The organism is Rhodococcus sp. IEGM 1307, from assembly GCF_030056915.1.
Classification (GTDB): domain Bacteria; phylum Actinomycetota; class Actinomycetes; order Mycobacteriales; family Mycobacteriaceae; genus Rhodococcus_F; species Rhodococcus_F opacus_D.
In genome coordinates this window covers 64,449-81,300 of the sequence record NZ_JASHKW010000003.1, presented here as the reverse complement: position 1 = coordinate 81,300, position 16,852 = coordinate 64,449, and the positions used below count along the sequence as shown (strand labels likewise).

14 protein-coding genes are annotated in these 16,852 nt (G+C 68.3%); 7 read left to right on the top strand and 7 right to left on the bottom strand.

The window, feature by feature from the left end:
• Positions 1-70 precede the first annotated feature (70 nt).
• Positions 71-1,081 carry a 4-hydroxy-3-methylbut-2-enyl diphosphate reductase gene (locus QM841_RS06610; protein WP_280781549.1) on the top strand — a complete coding sequence of 337 codons (1,011 nt, stop codon included), beginning with the start codon at positions 71-73 and terminating at the stop codon, positions 1,079-1,081.
• Positions 1,082-1,109: 28 nt separating this feature from the next.
• Here the strand turns inward: QM841_RS06610 and QM841_RS06605 are convergent, their stop codons facing one another.
• Both QM841_RS06605 and QM841_RS06600 read right to left on the bottom strand, forming a co-directional pair.
• Entirely contained in the window at positions 1,110-1,952 is an 843-nt protein-coding gene (locus QM841_RS06605; protein WP_283331350.1) for a DUF6542 domain-containing protein, read from the bottom strand.
• Between the two features lie 23 nt (positions 1,953-1,975).
• Positions 1,976-3,139, bottom strand: a complete 1,164-nt coding sequence (locus tag QM841_RS06600; protein ID WP_283331348.1) for a DNA recombination protein RmuC — start codon at positions 3,137-3,139, stop codon at positions 1,976-1,978.
• Between the two features lie 101 nt (positions 3,140-3,240).
• Between QM841_RS06600 and QM841_RS06595 the strand changes: the two genes are divergently transcribed.
• Together QM841_RS06595 and QM841_RS06590 are read left to right on the top strand one after the other, a co-directional pair.
• Positions 3,241-4,425: an exonuclease SbcCD subunit D gene (locus QM841_RS06595; RefSeq protein ID WP_283331347.1), complete on the top strand. Its 1,185-nt coding sequence runs from the start codon at positions 3,241-3,243 to the stop codon at positions 4,423-4,425.
• Positions 4,422-7,403 carry an AAA family ATPase gene (locus QM841_RS06590; protein ID WP_283331346.1) on the top strand — a complete coding sequence of 994 codons (2,982 nt, stop codon included), beginning with the start codon at positions 4,422-4,424 and terminating at the stop codon, positions 7,401-7,403. The genes QM841_RS06595 and QM841_RS06590 overlap by 4 nt, the downstream gene beginning before the upstream one ends.
• 7 nt (positions 7,404-7,410) lie before the next feature.
• Here the strand turns inward: QM841_RS06590 and QM841_RS06585 are convergent, their stop codons facing one another.
• From QM841_RS06585 to QM841_RS06570, 4 genes are all read right to left on the bottom strand, one after another.
• Positions 7,411-8,622 (bottom strand): AI-2E family transporter, encoded by a 1,212-nt coding sequence (locus QM841_RS06585; protein WP_009479123.1) that lies wholly within the window; start codon positions 8,620-8,622, stop codon positions 7,411-7,413.
• 77 nt (positions 8,623-8,699) lie between these two features.
• On the bottom strand, positions 8,700-8,891 hold the full coding sequence (locus tag QM841_RS06580; protein WP_005239019.1) for a YbdD/YjiX family protein: 192 nt from the start codon (positions 8,889-8,891) through the stop codon (positions 8,700-8,702).
• The gene (locus QM841_RS06575) at positions 8,884-11,187 is read right to left on the bottom strand and encodes a carbon starvation CstA family protein (RefSeq protein ID WP_283331345.1); all 2,304 of its coding nucleotides are present in this window, start codon (positions 11,185-11,187) and stop codon (positions 8,884-8,886) included. Before QM841_RS06575 ends, QM841_RS06580 begins: the two co-directional genes overlap by 8 nt.
• Before the next feature lie 126 nt (positions 11,188-11,313).
• Positions 11,314-12,891 carry an FMN-binding glutamate synthase family protein gene (locus QM841_RS06570; protein WP_283331344.1) on the bottom strand — a complete coding sequence of 526 codons (1,578 nt, stop codon included), beginning with the start codon at positions 12,889-12,891 and terminating at the stop codon, positions 11,314-11,316.
• 120 nt (positions 12,892-13,011) lie between these two features.
• Here QM841_RS06570 and QM841_RS06565 point away from each other — a divergent pair, with 120 nt between their 5' ends.
• A complete protein-coding gene (locus QM841_RS06565) occupies positions 13,012-13,422 on the top strand; it encodes a CD225/dispanin family protein (protein ID WP_283331343.1) in 411 nt (136 codons plus the stop codon).
• Between the two features lie 47 nt (positions 13,423-13,469).
• Positions 13,470-14,549: a redox-regulated ATPase YchF gene (gene ychF, locus QM841_RS06560; RefSeq protein WP_105421424.1), complete on the top strand. Its 1,080-nt coding sequence runs from the start codon at positions 13,470-13,472 to the stop codon at positions 14,547-14,549.
• Here ychF and QM841_RS06555 read toward each other — a convergent pair.
• Positions 14,546-15,292 carry a tyrosine-type recombinase/integrase gene (locus QM841_RS06555; RefSeq protein WP_283331342.1) on the bottom strand — a complete coding sequence of 249 codons (747 nt, stop codon included), beginning with the start codon at positions 15,290-15,292 and terminating at the stop codon, positions 14,546-14,548. The two genes, ychF and QM841_RS06555, sit on opposite strands and share 4 nt — an antisense overlap.
• A 5-nt stretch (positions 15,293-15,297) precedes the next feature.
• Here QM841_RS06555 and QM841_RS06550 point away from each other — a divergent pair, with 5 nt between their 5' ends.
• The gene (locus QM841_RS06550) at positions 15,298-15,933 is read left to right on the top strand and encodes an aggregation-promoting factor C-terminal-like domain-containing protein (protein ID WP_283331341.1); all 636 of its coding nucleotides are present in this window, start codon (positions 15,298-15,300) and stop codon (positions 15,931-15,933) included.
• A 113-nt stretch (positions 15,934-16,046) separates the two neighbouring features.
• Entirely contained in the window at positions 16,047-16,622 is a 576-nt protein-coding gene (locus tag QM841_RS06545; RefSeq protein WP_283331340.1) for a hypothetical protein, read from the top strand.
• The last annotated feature ends 230 nt before the right edge of the window (positions 16,623-16,852 follow it).

Here is a 16,852-nt window from a genome sequence, read left to right as displayed (position 1 = left end):
GATGCGCACACTACCCGGCCGAGACCCCGCGAAAGTGTCGTCCGTTCGGGGTGACCCGTAGTCTGGAACCATGTCTTCGGCTGTTCCACTCAATGTGGGTATCACACGTTCGGCAGATTCGGGGGCGTCGCGTGCCGACGGCGAGAAGCGGGTACTGCTCGCGGAGCCCCGCGGCTACTGCGCCGGCGTGGACCGCGCCGTCGAGACGGTGGAGAAGGCGCTCGAGAAGCACGGCGCCCCGATCTACGTCCGCAAGGAGATCGTCCACAACCGGCACGTCGTCGAGACGCTCACCGATCAGGGTGTCGTCTTCGTCGACGAGACGGACGAGGTTCCGGAGGGCGCGCTGCTGGTGTTCTCCGCCCACGGCGTGTCTCCCGCGGTCCACGAATCGGCCGCGGCGCGCAACCTGCGCACCATCGACGCCACGTGCCCGCTGGTCACGAAGGTCCACCAGGAAGCCAAGCGCTTCGCCCGCGACGACTTCGACATCCTCCTGATCGGCCACGAGGGCCACGAGGAAGTGGAGGGCACCGCCGGTGAGGCCCCCGATCACGTGCAACTGGTCGACGGACCCGACTCCGTCGACGCCGTGACGGTCCGCGACGAATCGAAGGTCATCTGGTTGTCGCAGACCACGTTGAGCGTCGACGAGACGATGCAGACGGTCGCCCGGCTGCGGGAGCGTTTCCCCAATCTGCAGGACCCGCCGAGCGACGACATCTGCTACGCCACCCAGAACCGTCAGGTGGCGGTCAAGGCGATGGCACCCGAATGCGACCTCGTCATCGTCGTCGGATCCCGCAACTCCTCGAACTCCGTTCGTCTCGTCGAGGTCGCACTGAACGCGGGCGCGAAGGCGTCGTACCTGGTCGACTACGCGCGCGAAGTGGATCCGGCCTGGCTCGACGGCGTCCGGACGGTCGGGATCACGTCCGGTGCGTCCGTGCCGGAGATCCTGGTGCGCGGTGTGATCGATCTGCTCGACGAGCACGGATTCCACGACGTCCAGCCGGTCACCACGGCCAACGAGACGCTGGTCTTCGCACTGCCGCGCGAGCTGCGCGCCGCGCGGACCTGATCGGCCCGCTACCTGCCGCGTCCCTGCTCTAGCGGGGCTGCTCCGTCTCGAACGGCGGCTCGTACCGGTCGCGGTAACGCACCTGCGGAATGGGGTGGGCCGGCACGTCGGGGTTCGGCCGGGGTCGCGGCGTCGTCCGCGGCGGGACCGAACGCGGCGCCTGACTGGTGCGCGGAGGCGCCGAGCGGGGTGCCTGCGCTGCCCGGTCGACCATCGGTGGTGGGGGCGTGGTGCGTCCCCCCGACGACGACGATCGGCGAGGCGGTGGGGTGGCTGCCCGTCGCCCCGAGCGGGGGTGTTCCCGCGCAGCGTCCCTGTCACGCGCCCGGCGCGACGGCGGAGACTGCTCGGACTCCTCGGCTGCGCGCCGAGGGCGGGCGGCGCGTGGCGCCCGCTGCGCGCGTCGCCGCTCGGACGTGCGGGCGGGACCGGTCTTGCGTTGCTGCAGCAGGAAGAGGCGGAGGCCACCGATCAGCAGGGTCACCACGGTGGCGGCGAGCATCACCGGGAAACGGTTGACCAGCGGATATGCGACGTTGATCGCCAGGTCTTTCAGTGCGGTGCTGTTCTCCTCCGCGATGAGACTCTGCCCGAGCGGCACCGCGACGAACAGGATCAGCGGCGGCTGGACGATCGCGGTGAACAGCGCCCGATTGCCGGCAGCAGCCACGGCGAGAACGCAGCCGAGGAAATAGAACGTGGAGAACGCAGCCGTGAGTTCCGTGCCACGAGCCGCATCGACAGCGAATCCGACGAAGGTGACTCCGACGGCCAGGAGAATGACACCCCACCAGGGGAGACCGGGGACCGTAGGGACAATCGACCGCCTGTCGAGCGGCACCCCAGAGCGAGCACGTTGGGTTGCAGACACACAACGACAGTAGCGGCAACTTGTTAACTAGCCTCGTTGGCGTGACCGGTAGAGCCTGAGAGATCCTCGAGATTTGTGCGTCGCGGCCACGAATCGACGGCGCTGACCTCGGTGACATCGCCGTCGAACACATCGAGGTCGTGGAGCTTGCGGGCGGTGACTGTGACCCGGGACTCCATCGACGCGACGGTGAGATTGAACGAGTCGACGGACTTGCCGAGTTGTGAGCCGAGGCGGTCGAGATGTGCACCGACCGTGCCCAGCCGCGAATACAGCTCCCGGCCGAGTTGGTGGATCTTCGCGGCGTCCTGCGACAGCGCCTCCTGGCGCCAGGTGTGCGCGATGGTCCGCAGCAAGGCGATGAGAGTGGTGGGGGTGGCGAGGATCACGTTCCGCGAGAACGCGTGCTCGAGCAGCCCGGAGTCGGCGGTCAGCGCCGCGTCCAGGAACGGATCACCGGGCACGAACAGCACCACAAACTCCGGCGTCGGGTCGAACGACTCCCAGTACGTCTTGTCGGCCAACTGGTCGACGTGCGTCCGCAGCTGCCGGGCGTGTCTGGAGAGGTGCTGTTCCCGGGCGGCCGGGTCTTCCGTCTGCGCGGCGTCCAGGTACGCCGCGAACGGGACCTTGGCGTCGACCACGATCTGCTTGCCGCCCGCGAGGTACACGAGCAGGTCGGGACGGACACCGTCCTTCGACACCTGGGTGTCGAAATCGCAGTGCCGGACCATCCCGGCGAGTTCGACCACCCGCTCGAGCTGGATCTCGCCCCACCGGCCCCGGATCTGCGGCGCCCGCAGCGCCGTGACCAGCCGGCTCGTCTGCGTGGACAGCATCTGAGAGGTGCGGTACATGCCTTCGACCTGCTCGCTGAGCCCCGCATACGCGTGCAGGCGGTTGCGTTCGACGTGGTCCACCTGTTCCGCCAGGGCGCCGACGGCCTCGTGCAGTGGCCCGACCAGTCGCGAGATCTGCTCGCCGATCGCACCCGAGTGGCGGCGGGCGGAATCCTCGCTGACCGCGCCGAGCGACTGCTGCAGCAGGGCCTCGTTCTCGCGCAGCGCGGCGAGCTGTGCCTCCGCACGCGCCGCCCGATCACCGCTCCGCGCCGCGTGCAGCAGCCACCCGAGGGCGGTGCCCGCGGCCAGCGCCAGGAGCATTCCGAGTGCAGCGAGTGCATTCATGTGGCTCATGGTGCACCGCCCCACCGACATGTCGAATCGCCCGGACGCCACGCGGCCGAGGTGTTCGAGGTTGTCGGCACGGTGCTCTACGGTCTCGGGACATGAGGATCCTGCACACTTCGGACTGGCACATCGGACGCACGTTCCACGGGGTGGACCTGCTCACCGACCAGGCCCGTGTGCTCGACGCGATCGCCGCCCTCGTCGCCGAGCACGGCGTGGACGTCGTCGTCGTTCCCGGTGACGTGTACGACCGGTCGATCCCCAGCGCCGACGCCGTCACCGTGTGCAACCGCGGATTCGAAGCGATCCGGGACGCCGGTGCGGTCATCGTCGCCACGTCCGGGAACCACGACTCCGCGGCGCGGCTCGGGGCGGGTGCCGCGTTCTCCCGCGCGGGCGGGCTGCACCTCATGACGACGGTCGCCGGGATCGGCTCGCCCGTCGTGCTCGAGGACGCGCACGGTCCCGTCTCGTTCTACGGCATTCCCTATCTCGAGCCCGAGATCACCCGCGCGCAACTGGACGTGCCGACCGCCCGCTCGCACGCCGAGATCCTCGACGCCGCGATGGACCGTGTCCGTGCCGACCTCGACGGGCGGAACGACACCGGTCCGCGCACCAGGTCCGTCGTCCTGGCGCACGCGTTCGTCGTGGGCGCGGAGGCCACCGGATCGGAGAGGTCCATCTCCGTCGGCGGCGTCGAGACGGTGTCGGCGTCGGCCTTCGGCGGGGTCGACTACGTCGCGCTCGGCCACCTGCACTCGCCGCAGACTCTCACCGAGAACATCCGGTACTCGGGTTCGCCGCTGCCGTACTCCTTCGGCGAGCGCACCCACAGCAAGGCGGTCTACCTCGTGGATCTCGACGCCGACGGACTGCGGGCCGTCGAGCGGGTCGACCTGCCGGTGGTCCGTGGTCTGCGGCAACTGACCGGGACGGTGCAGGCGTTGCTCGAGGACGACGCGTTCCGCGACGCCGAGGACTGCTACGTGTCGGCGGTGCTCACCGACCCGGAACGCCCGGTCGACGCCATGCGCTCACTCCAGACCCGATTCCCGTTCGCCGTGCACCTCGAGTGGCAACGCCCCGAGGGCGGCGACGATCTGCGCTACCGCGACAAGGTGCACGGGCGCAGCGATCTGCAGATCACGCGCAGCTTCCTCACCGACGTGCGCAGCGAACCGTCGACCGGCGAGATCCGATTGGTGGAGGCCGCACTCGGCTTCGCCGGCCGGTCCGGCGAAGACACCGCCGAGGTCGTCGCGCTGGAACAGACGGCATGAGGCTGCATCGACTCGAGGTCGAAGCCTTCGGGCCGTTCGCAGGATCCGTGGAAGTCGACTTCGATCGGCTCGGCGCGGACGGGCTCTTTCTGCTGCACGGTCATACCGGCGCCGGTAAGACGACAGTCCTCGACGCGGTGGCGTTCGCGCTGTACGGCACGGTGCCCGGGGCACGGAAGGACGGCAAGCGCCTCCTGTCCGACCACGCGCCCGCCGGTTCCGTTCCGACGGTGACGCTCGAGGCGACGATCGCGGGCCGGCATCTGCGACTCGTCCGCAGCCCGGAGTTCGAGCGTCCCAAGCGCCGTGGGTCGGGGACCATCAAGGAGAACGCGAAGGCCACGCTCACCTGGCTCGACGGCCGCGGGGAGAACCTGTCACGGATCCCCGACATCGCCGACGAGGTCGGGCGGCTGATGGGCATGAGCGCCGACCAGTTCTTCCAGGTCGTCCTGCTGCCGCAGGGAGAGTTCGCGAAGTTCCTGCGAGCCGACAACGAGGAACGCGGTCAGCTTCTGGAGAGGCTGTTCGACACCACCCGATTCGGGACGGTGGAGGAGTGGTTCCTCGCCCGCAGGCGTACCAGCGCCCACGACCTGGACGAGCATCAACGGGCCGTCGACGTCCTGCTGGCGCGGGTCGGGACGGCCGCAGGCATCGAGGGGGGCGCCGACGCCGATCCGGTGACCTGGGCCCACAAGCTCGAGGCCGAGGCGCGCGAGACCCGCGACCTGGCCGCGGACGACCTGCAGAAGGCCAAGAGCCAGGCGAAGGTGACCCAAGATGCGCTCGCGGAGGCGCGCCGTGTCCTCGAACTGCAGAACCGCAGGCGGCGAGCCGAGGCGGAACTCGAGGCCCACGCAGCGGAGGCGGACCGGCGGGCGGTCCTCGTCGCCGAATTGGCGGATGCGCGCCGGGCCGCACCGGTCGCGACCGTGGCACGCGACGCCGACGCCGCCCGGGCCAAGGCCGCAGCCGCCGCGCGGAACGTCGAGGCGATCACGGACGGATTGCGTTCGACGGTGGGCGGCGCCGATCTCGTGGCGGAGTTGCCGTGGCCTCCGACCGCCGACGAACGGGAGCACATCCGGTCGAGTATCCGGGCCTGGCGTGACGAGATCGTGCGCCTCGACGGGGCACTCGCCGAATCCGTCGCCGCCGACCGGCTCGCTGTCGAACTGAAGCGGCTACGTGCCCGGCAGGTCGAACTCGCCGAGGCCGGCGACGCGCTGTCCCGGGAGCGGGAACAATTGCCGCTCGCTCTGAGGGAAGCGGAGAAGGCGCTCGACTCGGCGCAGAAGGCCCGCGACGCAGTGCCCGCGCTCGTCGATGCCCGGGACCGGGCGGCCGACGCTGCCTCGGCGGCGGCGGATCTCCGCACCCGCCGGGCCGAGCGTGATCGGCTCGAGCGCGGCGTGCTCGATGCCCGGCAACAGCACCAGGACGCGCGCGAGCACTGGCTCGACCTGCTGCAACGTCGGATCGCAGGCATGGCCGCCGAATTGGCAGGCACGCTCGAGGACGGTGTCCCGTGCCAGGTGTGCGGTTCGCCCGAGCACCCGCAGCCTGCCGAACCGTCCGAGCTGTCGGTCACGAAGGCCGACGAGGACAAGGCCCTCGCGGCGGAGCAGAAGGCCGCGGCGGCGCTGACGACCGCGACCGAGAAGCTGGGCGCGGTGGAGCGCGCGATCGACGTGCTCGTCCAGCGCGGCGGCGACGGTGACGCGGACGAACTCGCGCAGGCACTCACGACCGCGGAGGCGGCGGTGGGGGAGGCGACTGCGCTCGGCGACGAGGTCGAGCGTCGGTCCGCATCACTCACCGAACTGCGGGACCGCGAGAGTCACCTGCAGGAACGGTCCCGGGACCTGGGCGTCGACGCCGCCACCGTGGCCGAGAGGATCACGGCGAACACGACACAGCTCGGGGAGATCCGGGCCCGGGTGAGCGAGGCGGCGGGCGACGACCCGAGCGTGGAGGCACGCCGCGCACGACTCGACGCGCTTGCGGAGTCCGCATCCGAACTGCTCGACGCGCGGGACGCCGGTGCCGGAGCCGAGTCGGCGGCCCGTGAACTCGCGGCCAAGGCCGAAACACTGGCCGGGGATGCCGGTTTCGACAGCTCTGCCGACGCCGTGGCCGCGGTCCGGACGGCCGCCCGTCAGGGTGAGATCGAGGCCCTCCTCACGGCGGCGCGGGACGCCGAGGTCGGGGCGCGCAGCGTGCTCGACGACCCCGAGGTCGTTGCCGTCGCCGAGGCAGATCCCGTGGAACTGGCGTCCGTCCAGCACGCGCACGACATGGCCGCGGAGGTCGTGAACGTCGCCGTCGCGGCGGCATCCGACGCCGAGCGCCGACTGCTCGATCTGGAACGGTTCGTCGGTCAACTCGACAAGGCCGCCGAGGCGATCGCGCCGATGCAGGCCGCGCACGAGGAGTTGGCCGCCCTCGCCGAGGTGATCGCGGGCCGTGGCCAGAACGCCAGGAAGATGTCGCTGCGGTCGTATGTGCTGGCGGCCCGGCTGGAAGAGGTGGCCGTCTCGGCATCCGCGCGGCTCGGCCGGATGTCGGCGGGACGGTACGAGTTCGTCCACAGCGACGAGGCCGGTCCGCGAGGCCGCCGCGGTGGCCTGGGGCTGGACATCCGCGACGACTACACCGGAGTGGTGCGTTCGGCCAAGACCCTGTCCGGCGGTGAGTCGTTCCTGGCGTCGCTGTCGCTGGCGCTCGGTCTCGCCGATGTCGTCGCGGCGGAGTCGGGAGGCGTTGTCCTCGACACGATGTTCATCGACGAGGGATTCGGCACCCTCGACGCGGACACCCTCGACTCGGTGATGGGCGTCCTCGACGAGCTTCGTGACGGTGGCCGGGTGGTCGGGATCGTCAGTCACGTCGACGAGATGCGTCAGCGAATCCCGAGCCGGCTGCACGTGATTCGCGGACGCACCGGCTCCACGGTGGAGGTCGTCGCGGGTTGAGTGCCGGTCAGTCCGCCTTGGGCGCGACGGCGGCCTCGTCGACGGTGACGCCCTCCCGTTCGGCGTCGTCGAGGTCGTCGTTCGCGGCGACGGCGTCGGCGATGTTGCTTTCGGCGCTGTGCTCGTCGATCTGCTCACCGATGTAGCGCACCACCACGGCGGCGACGGCGGCGGTGGGCACCGCGAGGAAGGCGCCGACGATCCCGAACACGGAGCCACCGGCGGTCACGGCGAGCAGAACCACGACGGCGTGAAGTTTCATGCTCTTGCTCTGGAGTACGGGCTGCAGCACGTTGCCCTCGATCTGCTGCACCACGAGGATGATGATCAGCACGATCACGGCGGTGGTGAGACCGTTGGCCACCAACGCGACGAGCACGGCGAGAGCACCGGCGACGAACGCACCGACGATCGGGACGAAGCCACCGATGAACGTCAGGATCGCGAGGACCGGTGCAAGCGGCACACCGAGAATGAGCAGTCCGGCGCCGATGAAGACGGCGTCGATGAGGCTGACCAGTGCCTGCGTCCGGATGAACCCTCCGAGCGTGTCCCACATGCGGCCCAGCACCACTTCGAGGTGACGGCCCGCGCGGCCGCCGCCGACGGAGTGCAGCCACGGGATGAACCGCGGGCCGTCCTTGATGAAGAAGAACGACAGCACCAGCACGAGGCCGAGCGTGAGCAGCAGGGAGCTGGCGGTGCTGACCCCGGTGAACACACCGGACGCGATGACCGTCCCACTTTCCTGCACCTTCACGACGATCGTGTGGATGCCCTGGTCGATCTGATCGTCCTGCAGGTTGATCGGCGGACCCTTCAACCAGTCCTGCACCTGGTTGATGCCCTGGGTGGCCTTGTTGGCCAGCTCGGGTGCCTGGTTGACGACGGACGGCACGATGCCCGCGATGATTCCGGCGACGACGGCGATGAACACGACGAGCGACGTCGCGGCGGCCGCCGCCGGGGGGATACGCCGTCTCGTCATCGCCCGCGTCGGCGGCCACAGCACCGTGCACACCACGACGGCCAGCAGCACGGGGAGGACGATCACCCACAGCTTTTCGATGATCCACCCGAACAACAACGCGCCCAGCGAGATGGCCACGAGGACCAGCGACCACTTGGCCACCCACATCGCACCCACCCCGATGAGATGCCCGCGGTCCGGTTTCGTGATTGCGGTCCCGGACGGCGCCGGGGCTTCCTTCTCCGTCACAGATGGTCCTCCCTGCCGTGTCTGCTCAGCCGATCAGTACTGACAGTACTGGGGGACGCCGGGACGGCCCGGTGAGGTCAGCAGCAGCGGGCGCCCGGGTTCGCGTCGGCGTCCGCGTAGCGCGCCTTCCAGTACTCGCGCTCGGTCGGCACCTCGGCGTCCGGATGGTTCCGGCGAAGGTGTTCGACATACCTGCTGTAGTCGTGGTCGCCCATCAGCGACCCCGTCCACCACCAGGCGGTCCGGACGGCCCCCACAACCCTATTCATCATGGTGATGTGCCCTGTCCGTGTGAGTGTGTGCAGCACCGGGTGCGCGCACGACGCCCGACGCGATGAGTTCGTTCCATTCCTTGTCGAGTTCCTTCTCGGCGGCGGTGGGGACGAACCCGGCGGGAGCGAAGATTTTCGACGGCTGCTCGGGTGACTCGGTGGTCGGCAGTCCACCTGCCCGGAATGCCTTGATGCAGACGAGCGCTCCGGCCACCACGACGACGAGGACGAGTGCGGCGAACACGATCGACAGGGTGCCCTGGATGAAGGTGTTGCGGATGACGGCGTCGATGGCCTCGGGGGTCTTGGCGGAACCGAAGCTGGTCTTGCCGGCTTCCTTCGCTTCCTTGAACGCGGCGTGCTGGGACCAGTAGCCGACGGCGGTGTTGCCGGAGAAGATCTTCTGCCAGGACGCCGTCATGGTGACGATCAGGTCCCAGACGAGGGGAACGCCGGGAATCCATGCCCATTTGAAGAGACCCCTCTTCATGACGATGGCGAGGACCACCGTCAGGGCGATCGCGGCGAGCAGCTGGTTCGCGATGCCGAAGAGCGGAAACAGGGTGTTGATGCCGCCGAGCGGGTCGGTGACGCCCATGAGCAGGATGGCGCCCCACAGTCCGACGACGGCCAGCGAGCACACCCAGGCTCCGACGCGCCACGACGGATCCTTGAACTTGCGGGCGGGTCCACCGAAGTTGCCGAGCGAGTCCGACAGCATGAACCGGGCGACACGGGTGCCTGCGTCGACGGTTGTGAGGATGAACAGCGCCTCGAACATGATCGCGAAGTGATACCAGAACGACTTGAGGGCGGCGCCGCCGAGGAACTGGCTGAGCACTTCCGACATGCCGAACGCGAGCGTCGGGGCACCGCCGGTGCGGGAGATGATCGACTCCTCGCCCACGTTCTCCGCGGCCTGCGAGAGGGTGTCGGGGTTGATGTTCGGGCTGGACAGTCCGAGGCCGTTCACGTATGCGGCGGCCGTTTCGGGGGTCCCGCCGGTGAGGGTGGCCGGCGCGTTGAGCGCGAAGTACAGGTGCTGGTCGATGATGCACGCGGTGACGAGCGCCATGATCGCGACGAACGACTCGGTGAGCATGCCCCCGTATCCGATCAGCCGCATCTGCTTTTCCTTCGCCAGCAGCTTGGGCGTGGTGCCGGAGGAGATGAGGGCGTGGAAGCCGGACAGCGCGCCGCACGCGATCGTGATGAACAGGAACGGGAACAGGGAGCCCGCGAACGCGGGGCCGTTGCCCTGGATGGCGAACGTCGTGACGTCGGGCATCTTGATGGTGGGCTGCGCGACCAGGATGCCGATGGCCAGCAGGATGATCGTGCCGATCTTCATGAACGTCGACAGGTAGTCGCGCGGGGCCAGCAGCAGCCACACGGGCAGGACGGATGCGGCGAAACCGTAGGCGATCATCAGCCAGGCGATGGTCACCTTGGAGAGCGTGAACCAGTCGGCGCCCCAACCGGTGTCGGCGACCCAGCCGCCGGACACGATGGCGAGGAGCAACAGCACGACGCCGATCAGCGACACCTCCGCGACCTTGCCCGGGCGCAGGTACCGCAGGTAGACGCCCATGAACAGGGCGATCGGGATGGTCATGGCGATCGAGAAGACGCCCCACGGGCTTTCCGCGAGCGCGTTGACGACGACGAGGGCGAGCACTGCGATGAGGATGATCATGATGACGAAGACGCCGATCATGGCGGCCACACCGCCGACGAGGCCGAGTTCGTCGCGGGCCATCTGACCGAGGCTGCGTCCGCGGCGTTTCGTCGAGATCCACAGGACGAGGAAGTCCTGGACCGCTCCGGCGAAGACGACTCCGATGATGATCCACAGCGTGCCGGGCAGGTAGCCCATCTGCGCGGCGAGGACGGGACCGACGAGGGGACCTGCGCCGGCGATGGCGGCGAAGTGGTGCCCGAACAGCACCCGCCGGTCCGTCGGCATGTAGTCCTTGCCGTTCTCCAGGATCTCGGCGGGGGTGGCCCGGTCGTCACGGGGCTGGACGAGTTTGCGTTCGATCAGCCGCGCGTAGAAGCGGTAGGCGATGAGGTACGTGCAGACGGCGGCCACCACGAACCAGACGGCGTTGATGTTCTCGCCGCGGATGAACGCGATCATCACCCAGGCGATGCCACCGAAAAGGCCGAGGACGGCGAACGTGATCCGTGCCGCCGGTGAGATGGGGGTGCGGTCCACGACGCCGACCGCTGGCAGATCCGGATCCGTTTTCAGGTACTCGATCTCGGATTCGGGGGCGGCTCTCAGGGCCATCGCGAACTCCTTCCCAGCGCCCCCGTCGTCATTGTGTGCCAGGGGTGACGCCGTCGACAGATGCCACATCTTTTGTGGCCCCCGTCACCCTATTGTGCCGACGTTCGGTTCGACGAAAAAACGACGTCAGAAGCGAGACGAATCGGCGTCGATCCAGTCGGTGAGCCAATCCGACGGCGGATCCTCGAGCAGTTCGCCGGGCATCAGCCACTCGTACAGTTCCGCGTAGGTGCGCGTGGCGACGCCGTCGATCCGGCGGTTGAGCATCGACGGCGTCAGTTGGTCGAAGCTGTCGAGACCCATCGATGCCACCATCTGCTGGGCGCCGGCCACCGTCGACTTCTGGAACCGGAACACCCTGGCCGCCTTGTCGGGGACGTCGAGCGCGCGGGTCCGCGCCGGGTCCTGCGTCGTCACCCCGACGGGGCAGCGGTTGGTGTGGCACATCTGCGCCTGGATGCACCCGACGGCGAACATCATCGCGCGGGCGGCCAGGGTGAAGTCGGCGCCCTGGATGATCCGTTTGACGATGTCGGATGCGCTGGCGACCTTACCGGACGCGCCGATCTTGATGCGGTTCCGCAGTCCGGCGCCGGTGAGCGCGTTGTGCACGAGCATCAGCCCCTCGGTGAGGGGCATGCCCATGTTGTCCTCGAATTCCACTGGGCCTGCACCGGTTCCGCCCTCGGAGCCGTCGACGATGACGAAGTCCGGGGTGACGTCGCGTTCGAGCATCGCCTTGCAGATGCCGAGGAACTCGGTGCGCGATCCGACGCACAATTTGAACCCGACGGGTTTGCCGCCGGAGAGCTTTCGCAGGGTGACGATGAAGTCGATCAGCTCGTTCGGGGTGGAGAACGCGGTGTGCGAGGGCGGGGAGATCACCGTCTTCCCGACCGGCACGCCGCGCGTCTCGGCAATCTCCCGCGACACCTTCGCCCCGGGCAGCACACCGCCGAGCCCGGGTTTCGCGCCCTGCGACAGCTTGATCGAAATCGCCTTCACCTGCTCTGAGGCCGCATGTTCGGCGAACTTGCCGGGATCGAAGTGGCCGTCGTTCGTCCGGCAGCCGAAGTAGCCGGACGCGATCTCCCAGATCAGGTCGCCGCCGTGCTTGCGGTGGTACGGGCTGATCGCGCCCTCGCCGGTGTCGTGCGCGAACCCGCCGCGCGCGGCCCCGGCGTTGAGGGCTTCGATGGCGTTCGCGGAGAGCGAGCCGAAGCTCATCGCCGACACGTTGAGAAGCGCGATGTCGTAGGGCCGTTCGCAGTCGGGGCCGCCGATGCGGACGGTCGGCGGCTCGGGCGGTGCCATCCGGGCGCGCAGCGAATGGGCCATGAACTCGTAGCCGACGGCGTGCACGTCCCGCTCGGTGCCGAACGGCTCCTCGGCGAGGGTGCCCTTGGCGCGCTCGTAGACGAGGTCGCGGGTGTCGCGGTCGAAGGGCGTTCCATCCGTGGACGATTCGACGAAGTACTGCTGGATCTCGGGGCGGATCTTCTCGAGCAGGAACCGTGCGTGCCCCAGCACCGGGTAGTTCCGCAGAATGCTGTGCCGCCGTTGCAGCAGATCCCATGTCCCGAGGGCTGCGAGTGCGAGGAGGACGACCGCGGCGAACCACCACCCGGTGGCTACGCCGAGGGTCACGGCGAGCGCGCCCAGTCCGAGGATCCATATCGCGAGGACGATCAACCAGCGGGTCACTCGCTGAGACTAGAACCTCACGTGAGTGCCGACGCGTACTCCGGCGCACTTTCCCACTCACATGGGGAGGCAGGTGGGATAGTGGACGCACGAGGTCAGCTGCCACGACAGGGGGATGTCATGTCGGAGTCACCGAGCAATCCGGAATCGTCGAGCAATCCGGTGCCGCCGAAGCCCGGCGACACGGGTGCGTACGGCTACCAGTACCCCACGCAACAGCAGCCGACGCAGTCGCAGGCGTACCCGGGCCAGTACGGCCCACCGCCGCTGCCGCCCTCGAACGCCGGGTGGGCGGTGGCCGCCGTCCTCTTCTTCTGGCCGCTCGCATTCGCCGCGTTCAACCACGTCCACGACGTGTACCCGAAGTGGGCGATGGGCGACTACCAGGGCGCCCAGTACGCGTCCGACCGCGCCAAGGCGCTCGGCAAGATCGCCCTGTGGATCTGGGTGGCGCTGATCGTCGTCTTCGTCATCGGGTACGCCATCCTGATCATCGCCCTCGTCGCGAACAGCAATACCTCCAGCTGGTGAGGCCGATGGTCGTTGATCGGACGCCGACGCCGTAGAATCCAACGACCGTGAGCCTTACCCTCGGAATCGTCGGACTGCCCAACGTCGGCAAGTCCACCTTGTTCAACGCGCTGACCAACAACGACGTGCTGGCCGCGAACTACCCGTTCGCGACCATCGAACCCAACGTCGGCCTGGTCGAACTGCCCGATCCGCGGCTGTCCGAGCTCGCCCGGATCTTCGGTTCCGAGCGCATCCTGCCCGCCACGGTGTCGTTCGTCGACATCGCCGGCATCGTCAAGGGCGCCTCCGAGGGCGCCGGCCTCGGCAACAAGTTCCTCGCCAACATCCGCGAGGCCGACGCCATCTGCCAGGTGGTTCGCGTCTTCAACGACGACGACGTCGTGCACGTCGACGGCCGCGTCGACCCGGCATCCGACATCGAGGTGATCGAGACCGAGCTCGTCATCGCCGACATGCAGACGCTGGAGAAGGCCCTGCCGCGCCTGGAGAAGGAAGCGAAGAAGAACAAGGAACTCAAGCCCATCCACGAGGAGGCGCTGAAGGCGCAGGAAGTCCTCGACGAGGGCAAGACCCTGTTCAGCGCGAAGGACAAGCTGGACTTCGCGCTGCTGCGCGAGCTGAGCCTGCTCACCACCAAGCCGTTCCTCTACGTGTTCAACGCCGACGAGGCCGTGCTCACCGACGACGCGAAGGTCGCCGAACTGCGCGCCTCCGTCGCCCCCGCGGACGCCGTGTTCCTCGACGCCAAGGTCGAGCAGGAGCTGCTCGAGCTGGACGAAGAGGACCGGCAGGAGATGCTCGACTCCATCGGACAGTCCGAGCCCGGCCTGCACGCACTCGCCCGCACCGGCTTCCACACCCTCGGCCTGCAGACCTACCTCACCGCCGGTCCCAAGGAATCCCGCGCCTGGACCATCCACAAGGGCGACACCGCCCCGCAGGCCGCCGGCGTCATCCACACCGACTTCGAGCGCGGCTTCATCAAGGCCGAGATCGTCTCCTTCGACGACCTCGTCGCCGCCGGATCCATGGCCGCCGCCAAGGCCGCAGGCAAGGTCCGCATGGAGGGCAAGGACTACATCATGGCCGACGGCGACGTGGTGGAGTTCCGCTTCAACGTTTAGAACCCCTGGTCACCACCCTGTTTTGGGTCCTCGGTACGCAGTGGGTACGCAGCGGACTGCAGCGACGACCGGAAGAGTGCCTCGGCCGCGTTGCGAGTACGGTCGCTCGCGTCCGGCCACAGGTGGGCGTAGGTGTTCAGCGTGACGGTGGGGGAGCTGTGCCCCAGCGCCTTCTGCACCGTCACGACGTCGCAGCCCGCCGCGATGAGGCCGGACGCGTAGAAGTGCCGCAAGTGATGGAGATGCAGATCGTCGACTCCGACGGCTTTGCGCGTCTTGCGCCATCTGTAGCCGACCGAGTTCTGGTGCCAGGGGTGCTCGCCCTCGCCGGGGAACATCCAACCGGCAGGGTCGGTGCCAGCTCGCCAGTGGGCGATGTGGAGCGACAGCAACTCGAGTAGCCCGTTGGGTGCGGGGATCACGCGCTCGGAGCCGTACTTCGGTGCCCGGAGCTCGACGGCCCCGCCGTTGGCTCGCTGCACCTGACGCCGAACGTTGACCTCGCGACGCAGGAAGTCGACGTCGCCGACCTGTAGCGCCGCGGCTTCACCCAGTCGAAGGCCAGCGTAGGCGCAGAGCCCGACGAACGCGTCGAAGTCCACGTCGGCGGCCTGGACGAGCGCGCCGACCTGTTCTGCGGTGGGGATGATCATCGCGGAATCGGCGCGGCGCCGGCGGGGGAGCGCGATCTTCTCGGACGGGTCTTCGGCGAGGACCTTGTCTCGGCGCGCTGCGCGCAGCACCGAGCGTGGGACAGGAGTCGAGCTGGAACCCCCTCGCGCGCAACCCAAGCTCGGGAGCGTTCGGCCTCTTCCAGTTCCTCGGCTCGACGAAGGACGCCTACCTACCTGACGAGAACCCCAACCCAGGGATTCAGGGCGCGGCCGGCGCCCGCTACATCCGCGACCGGTACGGCCTCCCGACCGCAGCAAAGGCGTTCGGGGAGAACCACAACTGGTACGACAACGGCGGGATCTTCTCGAACAACTCGATCGGCATCAATCAGTCCGGCAAGCCAGAGGCCGTTCTCACGAACGACCAGTGGAACCTTTTCGCAGCGTTCAACAAAACGCTCGCCGAGGTCGGACCGAAGTTCATCGAGAAGGTCGGCGACATCGTGCCCTCGGCCGCGACGGACATCTTCGGCATGGAGGGCACCCTGCTCGATCCGGGGCACCGGTACTGGCAGGCCGCACGCGACGTCGCGAAGGGATTCGCGGACAAGCGCGCCGAGATGGACAAGGCCCAAGTCGAGCAGGGCGCACCGCAGAAGATCGACAACTCGATCAACATCGGTCAGGTCCAGACGATGAGCCTCGAGGAAATGCGTCGTCAGCTCCAACTCATGCAGGCGCAGCAAGTCGCGTCGTTCTCCAGGCGATAACGGCGACATCCCCAGCAGCACAGCCACACACAGGAGGTATGAAGGATGGCCTACACGAAGCGGACGTGGATGAAAAAGCCGCACGTCGTCACCGCGTCCGACGGGGGTGTCCTGTGAAGAACGTCGAGCGGATCGAAGGCACCGACTTCTACGGGCTGCACACGGGCAACCACGGGAAGATCGGCGACCCCCATCCCCAGTACGGCCAGAAGCTCCGCAAGGCGGGCGCGACGTCGACGGGCACCATGCCCGACAGCACGACGGCCGCGGACATCGCCGGTATGGGGTTTACGTTCACCGTGCCGGTCGACGGCACGACCTACGAGGTCGCGGCCGAGATGGACCTGGAGACCCCCGGCGGCGTCACGGTGTACGTCGCGACCCTCTACCTCGGCAGCGTCGCGCAGAGCCCGAACCTGGCAGTCCAAGTCGACCAGCGCCACGCGGATGCTGCCCCGGAAGACCTGGGTGCTGACCGGGCTCACGCCCGGCGTACACAGCGTGCTCCTGCGGCACCGCAAGCTCGCCACTGGCGGCAACACCTGGACGGTCTACAACAACAGTCAGCTCCTGGTCAAAGGGCCGTAGGCGGCAAAGGCCCTCGTCCGCACGATGGACGGGGGCGTGCTGTCGAGCATTCGTCGCCACACGGACGCCGACAGGTCGATAATCGAAACAGGTCGGGGTGACCGCGAGATAGGTGGTATTCCGATGATCGGATTCGGCCCGGACTGGAGTTACTGGTTCCCGTTCCTTGTGCCGCTCGTGCTGTGGTGGAACTCCTGGCACTGACCAGCCCTTCTCGGTGACAGCAACGAAGGAGGAACCATGCAACTGCAGATGTGGATCTGGCAGCAGCTCGGCGACCACGTTTGGTACATCCCGATCCCCGGCTTCCGGGAGTGGATGGGGATCGGGT

Coding starts and splice junctions, on each gene's coding strand:
- QM841_RS06565 (WP_283331343.1), top strand. CDS start 13,012: ATGTCGGAGTCACCGAGCAATCCGGAATCGTCGAGCAATCCGGTGCCG.
- QM841_RS06580 (WP_005239019.1), bottom strand. CDS start 8,891: ATGAATAGGGTTGTGGGGGCCGTCCGGACCGCCTGGTGGTGGACGGGG.
- QM841_RS06610 (WP_280781549.1), top strand. CDS start 71: ATGTCTTCGGCTGTTCCACTCAATGTGGGTATCACACGTTCGGCAGAT.
- QM841_RS06590 (WP_283331346.1), top strand. CDS start 4,422: ATGAGGCTGCATCGACTCGAGGTCGAAGCCTTCGGGCCGTTCGCAGGA.
- QM841_RS06600 (WP_283331348.1), bottom strand. CDS start 3,139: ATGAATGCACTCGCTGCACTCGGAATGCTCCTGGCGCTGGCCGCGGGC.
- QM841_RS06575 (WP_283331345.1), bottom strand. CDS start 11,187: ATGGCCCTGAGAGCCGCCCCCGAATCCGAGATCGAGTACCTGAAAACG.
- QM841_RS06595 (WP_283331347.1), top strand. CDS start 3,241: ATGAGGATCCTGCACACTTCGGACTGGCACATCGGACGCACGTTCCAC.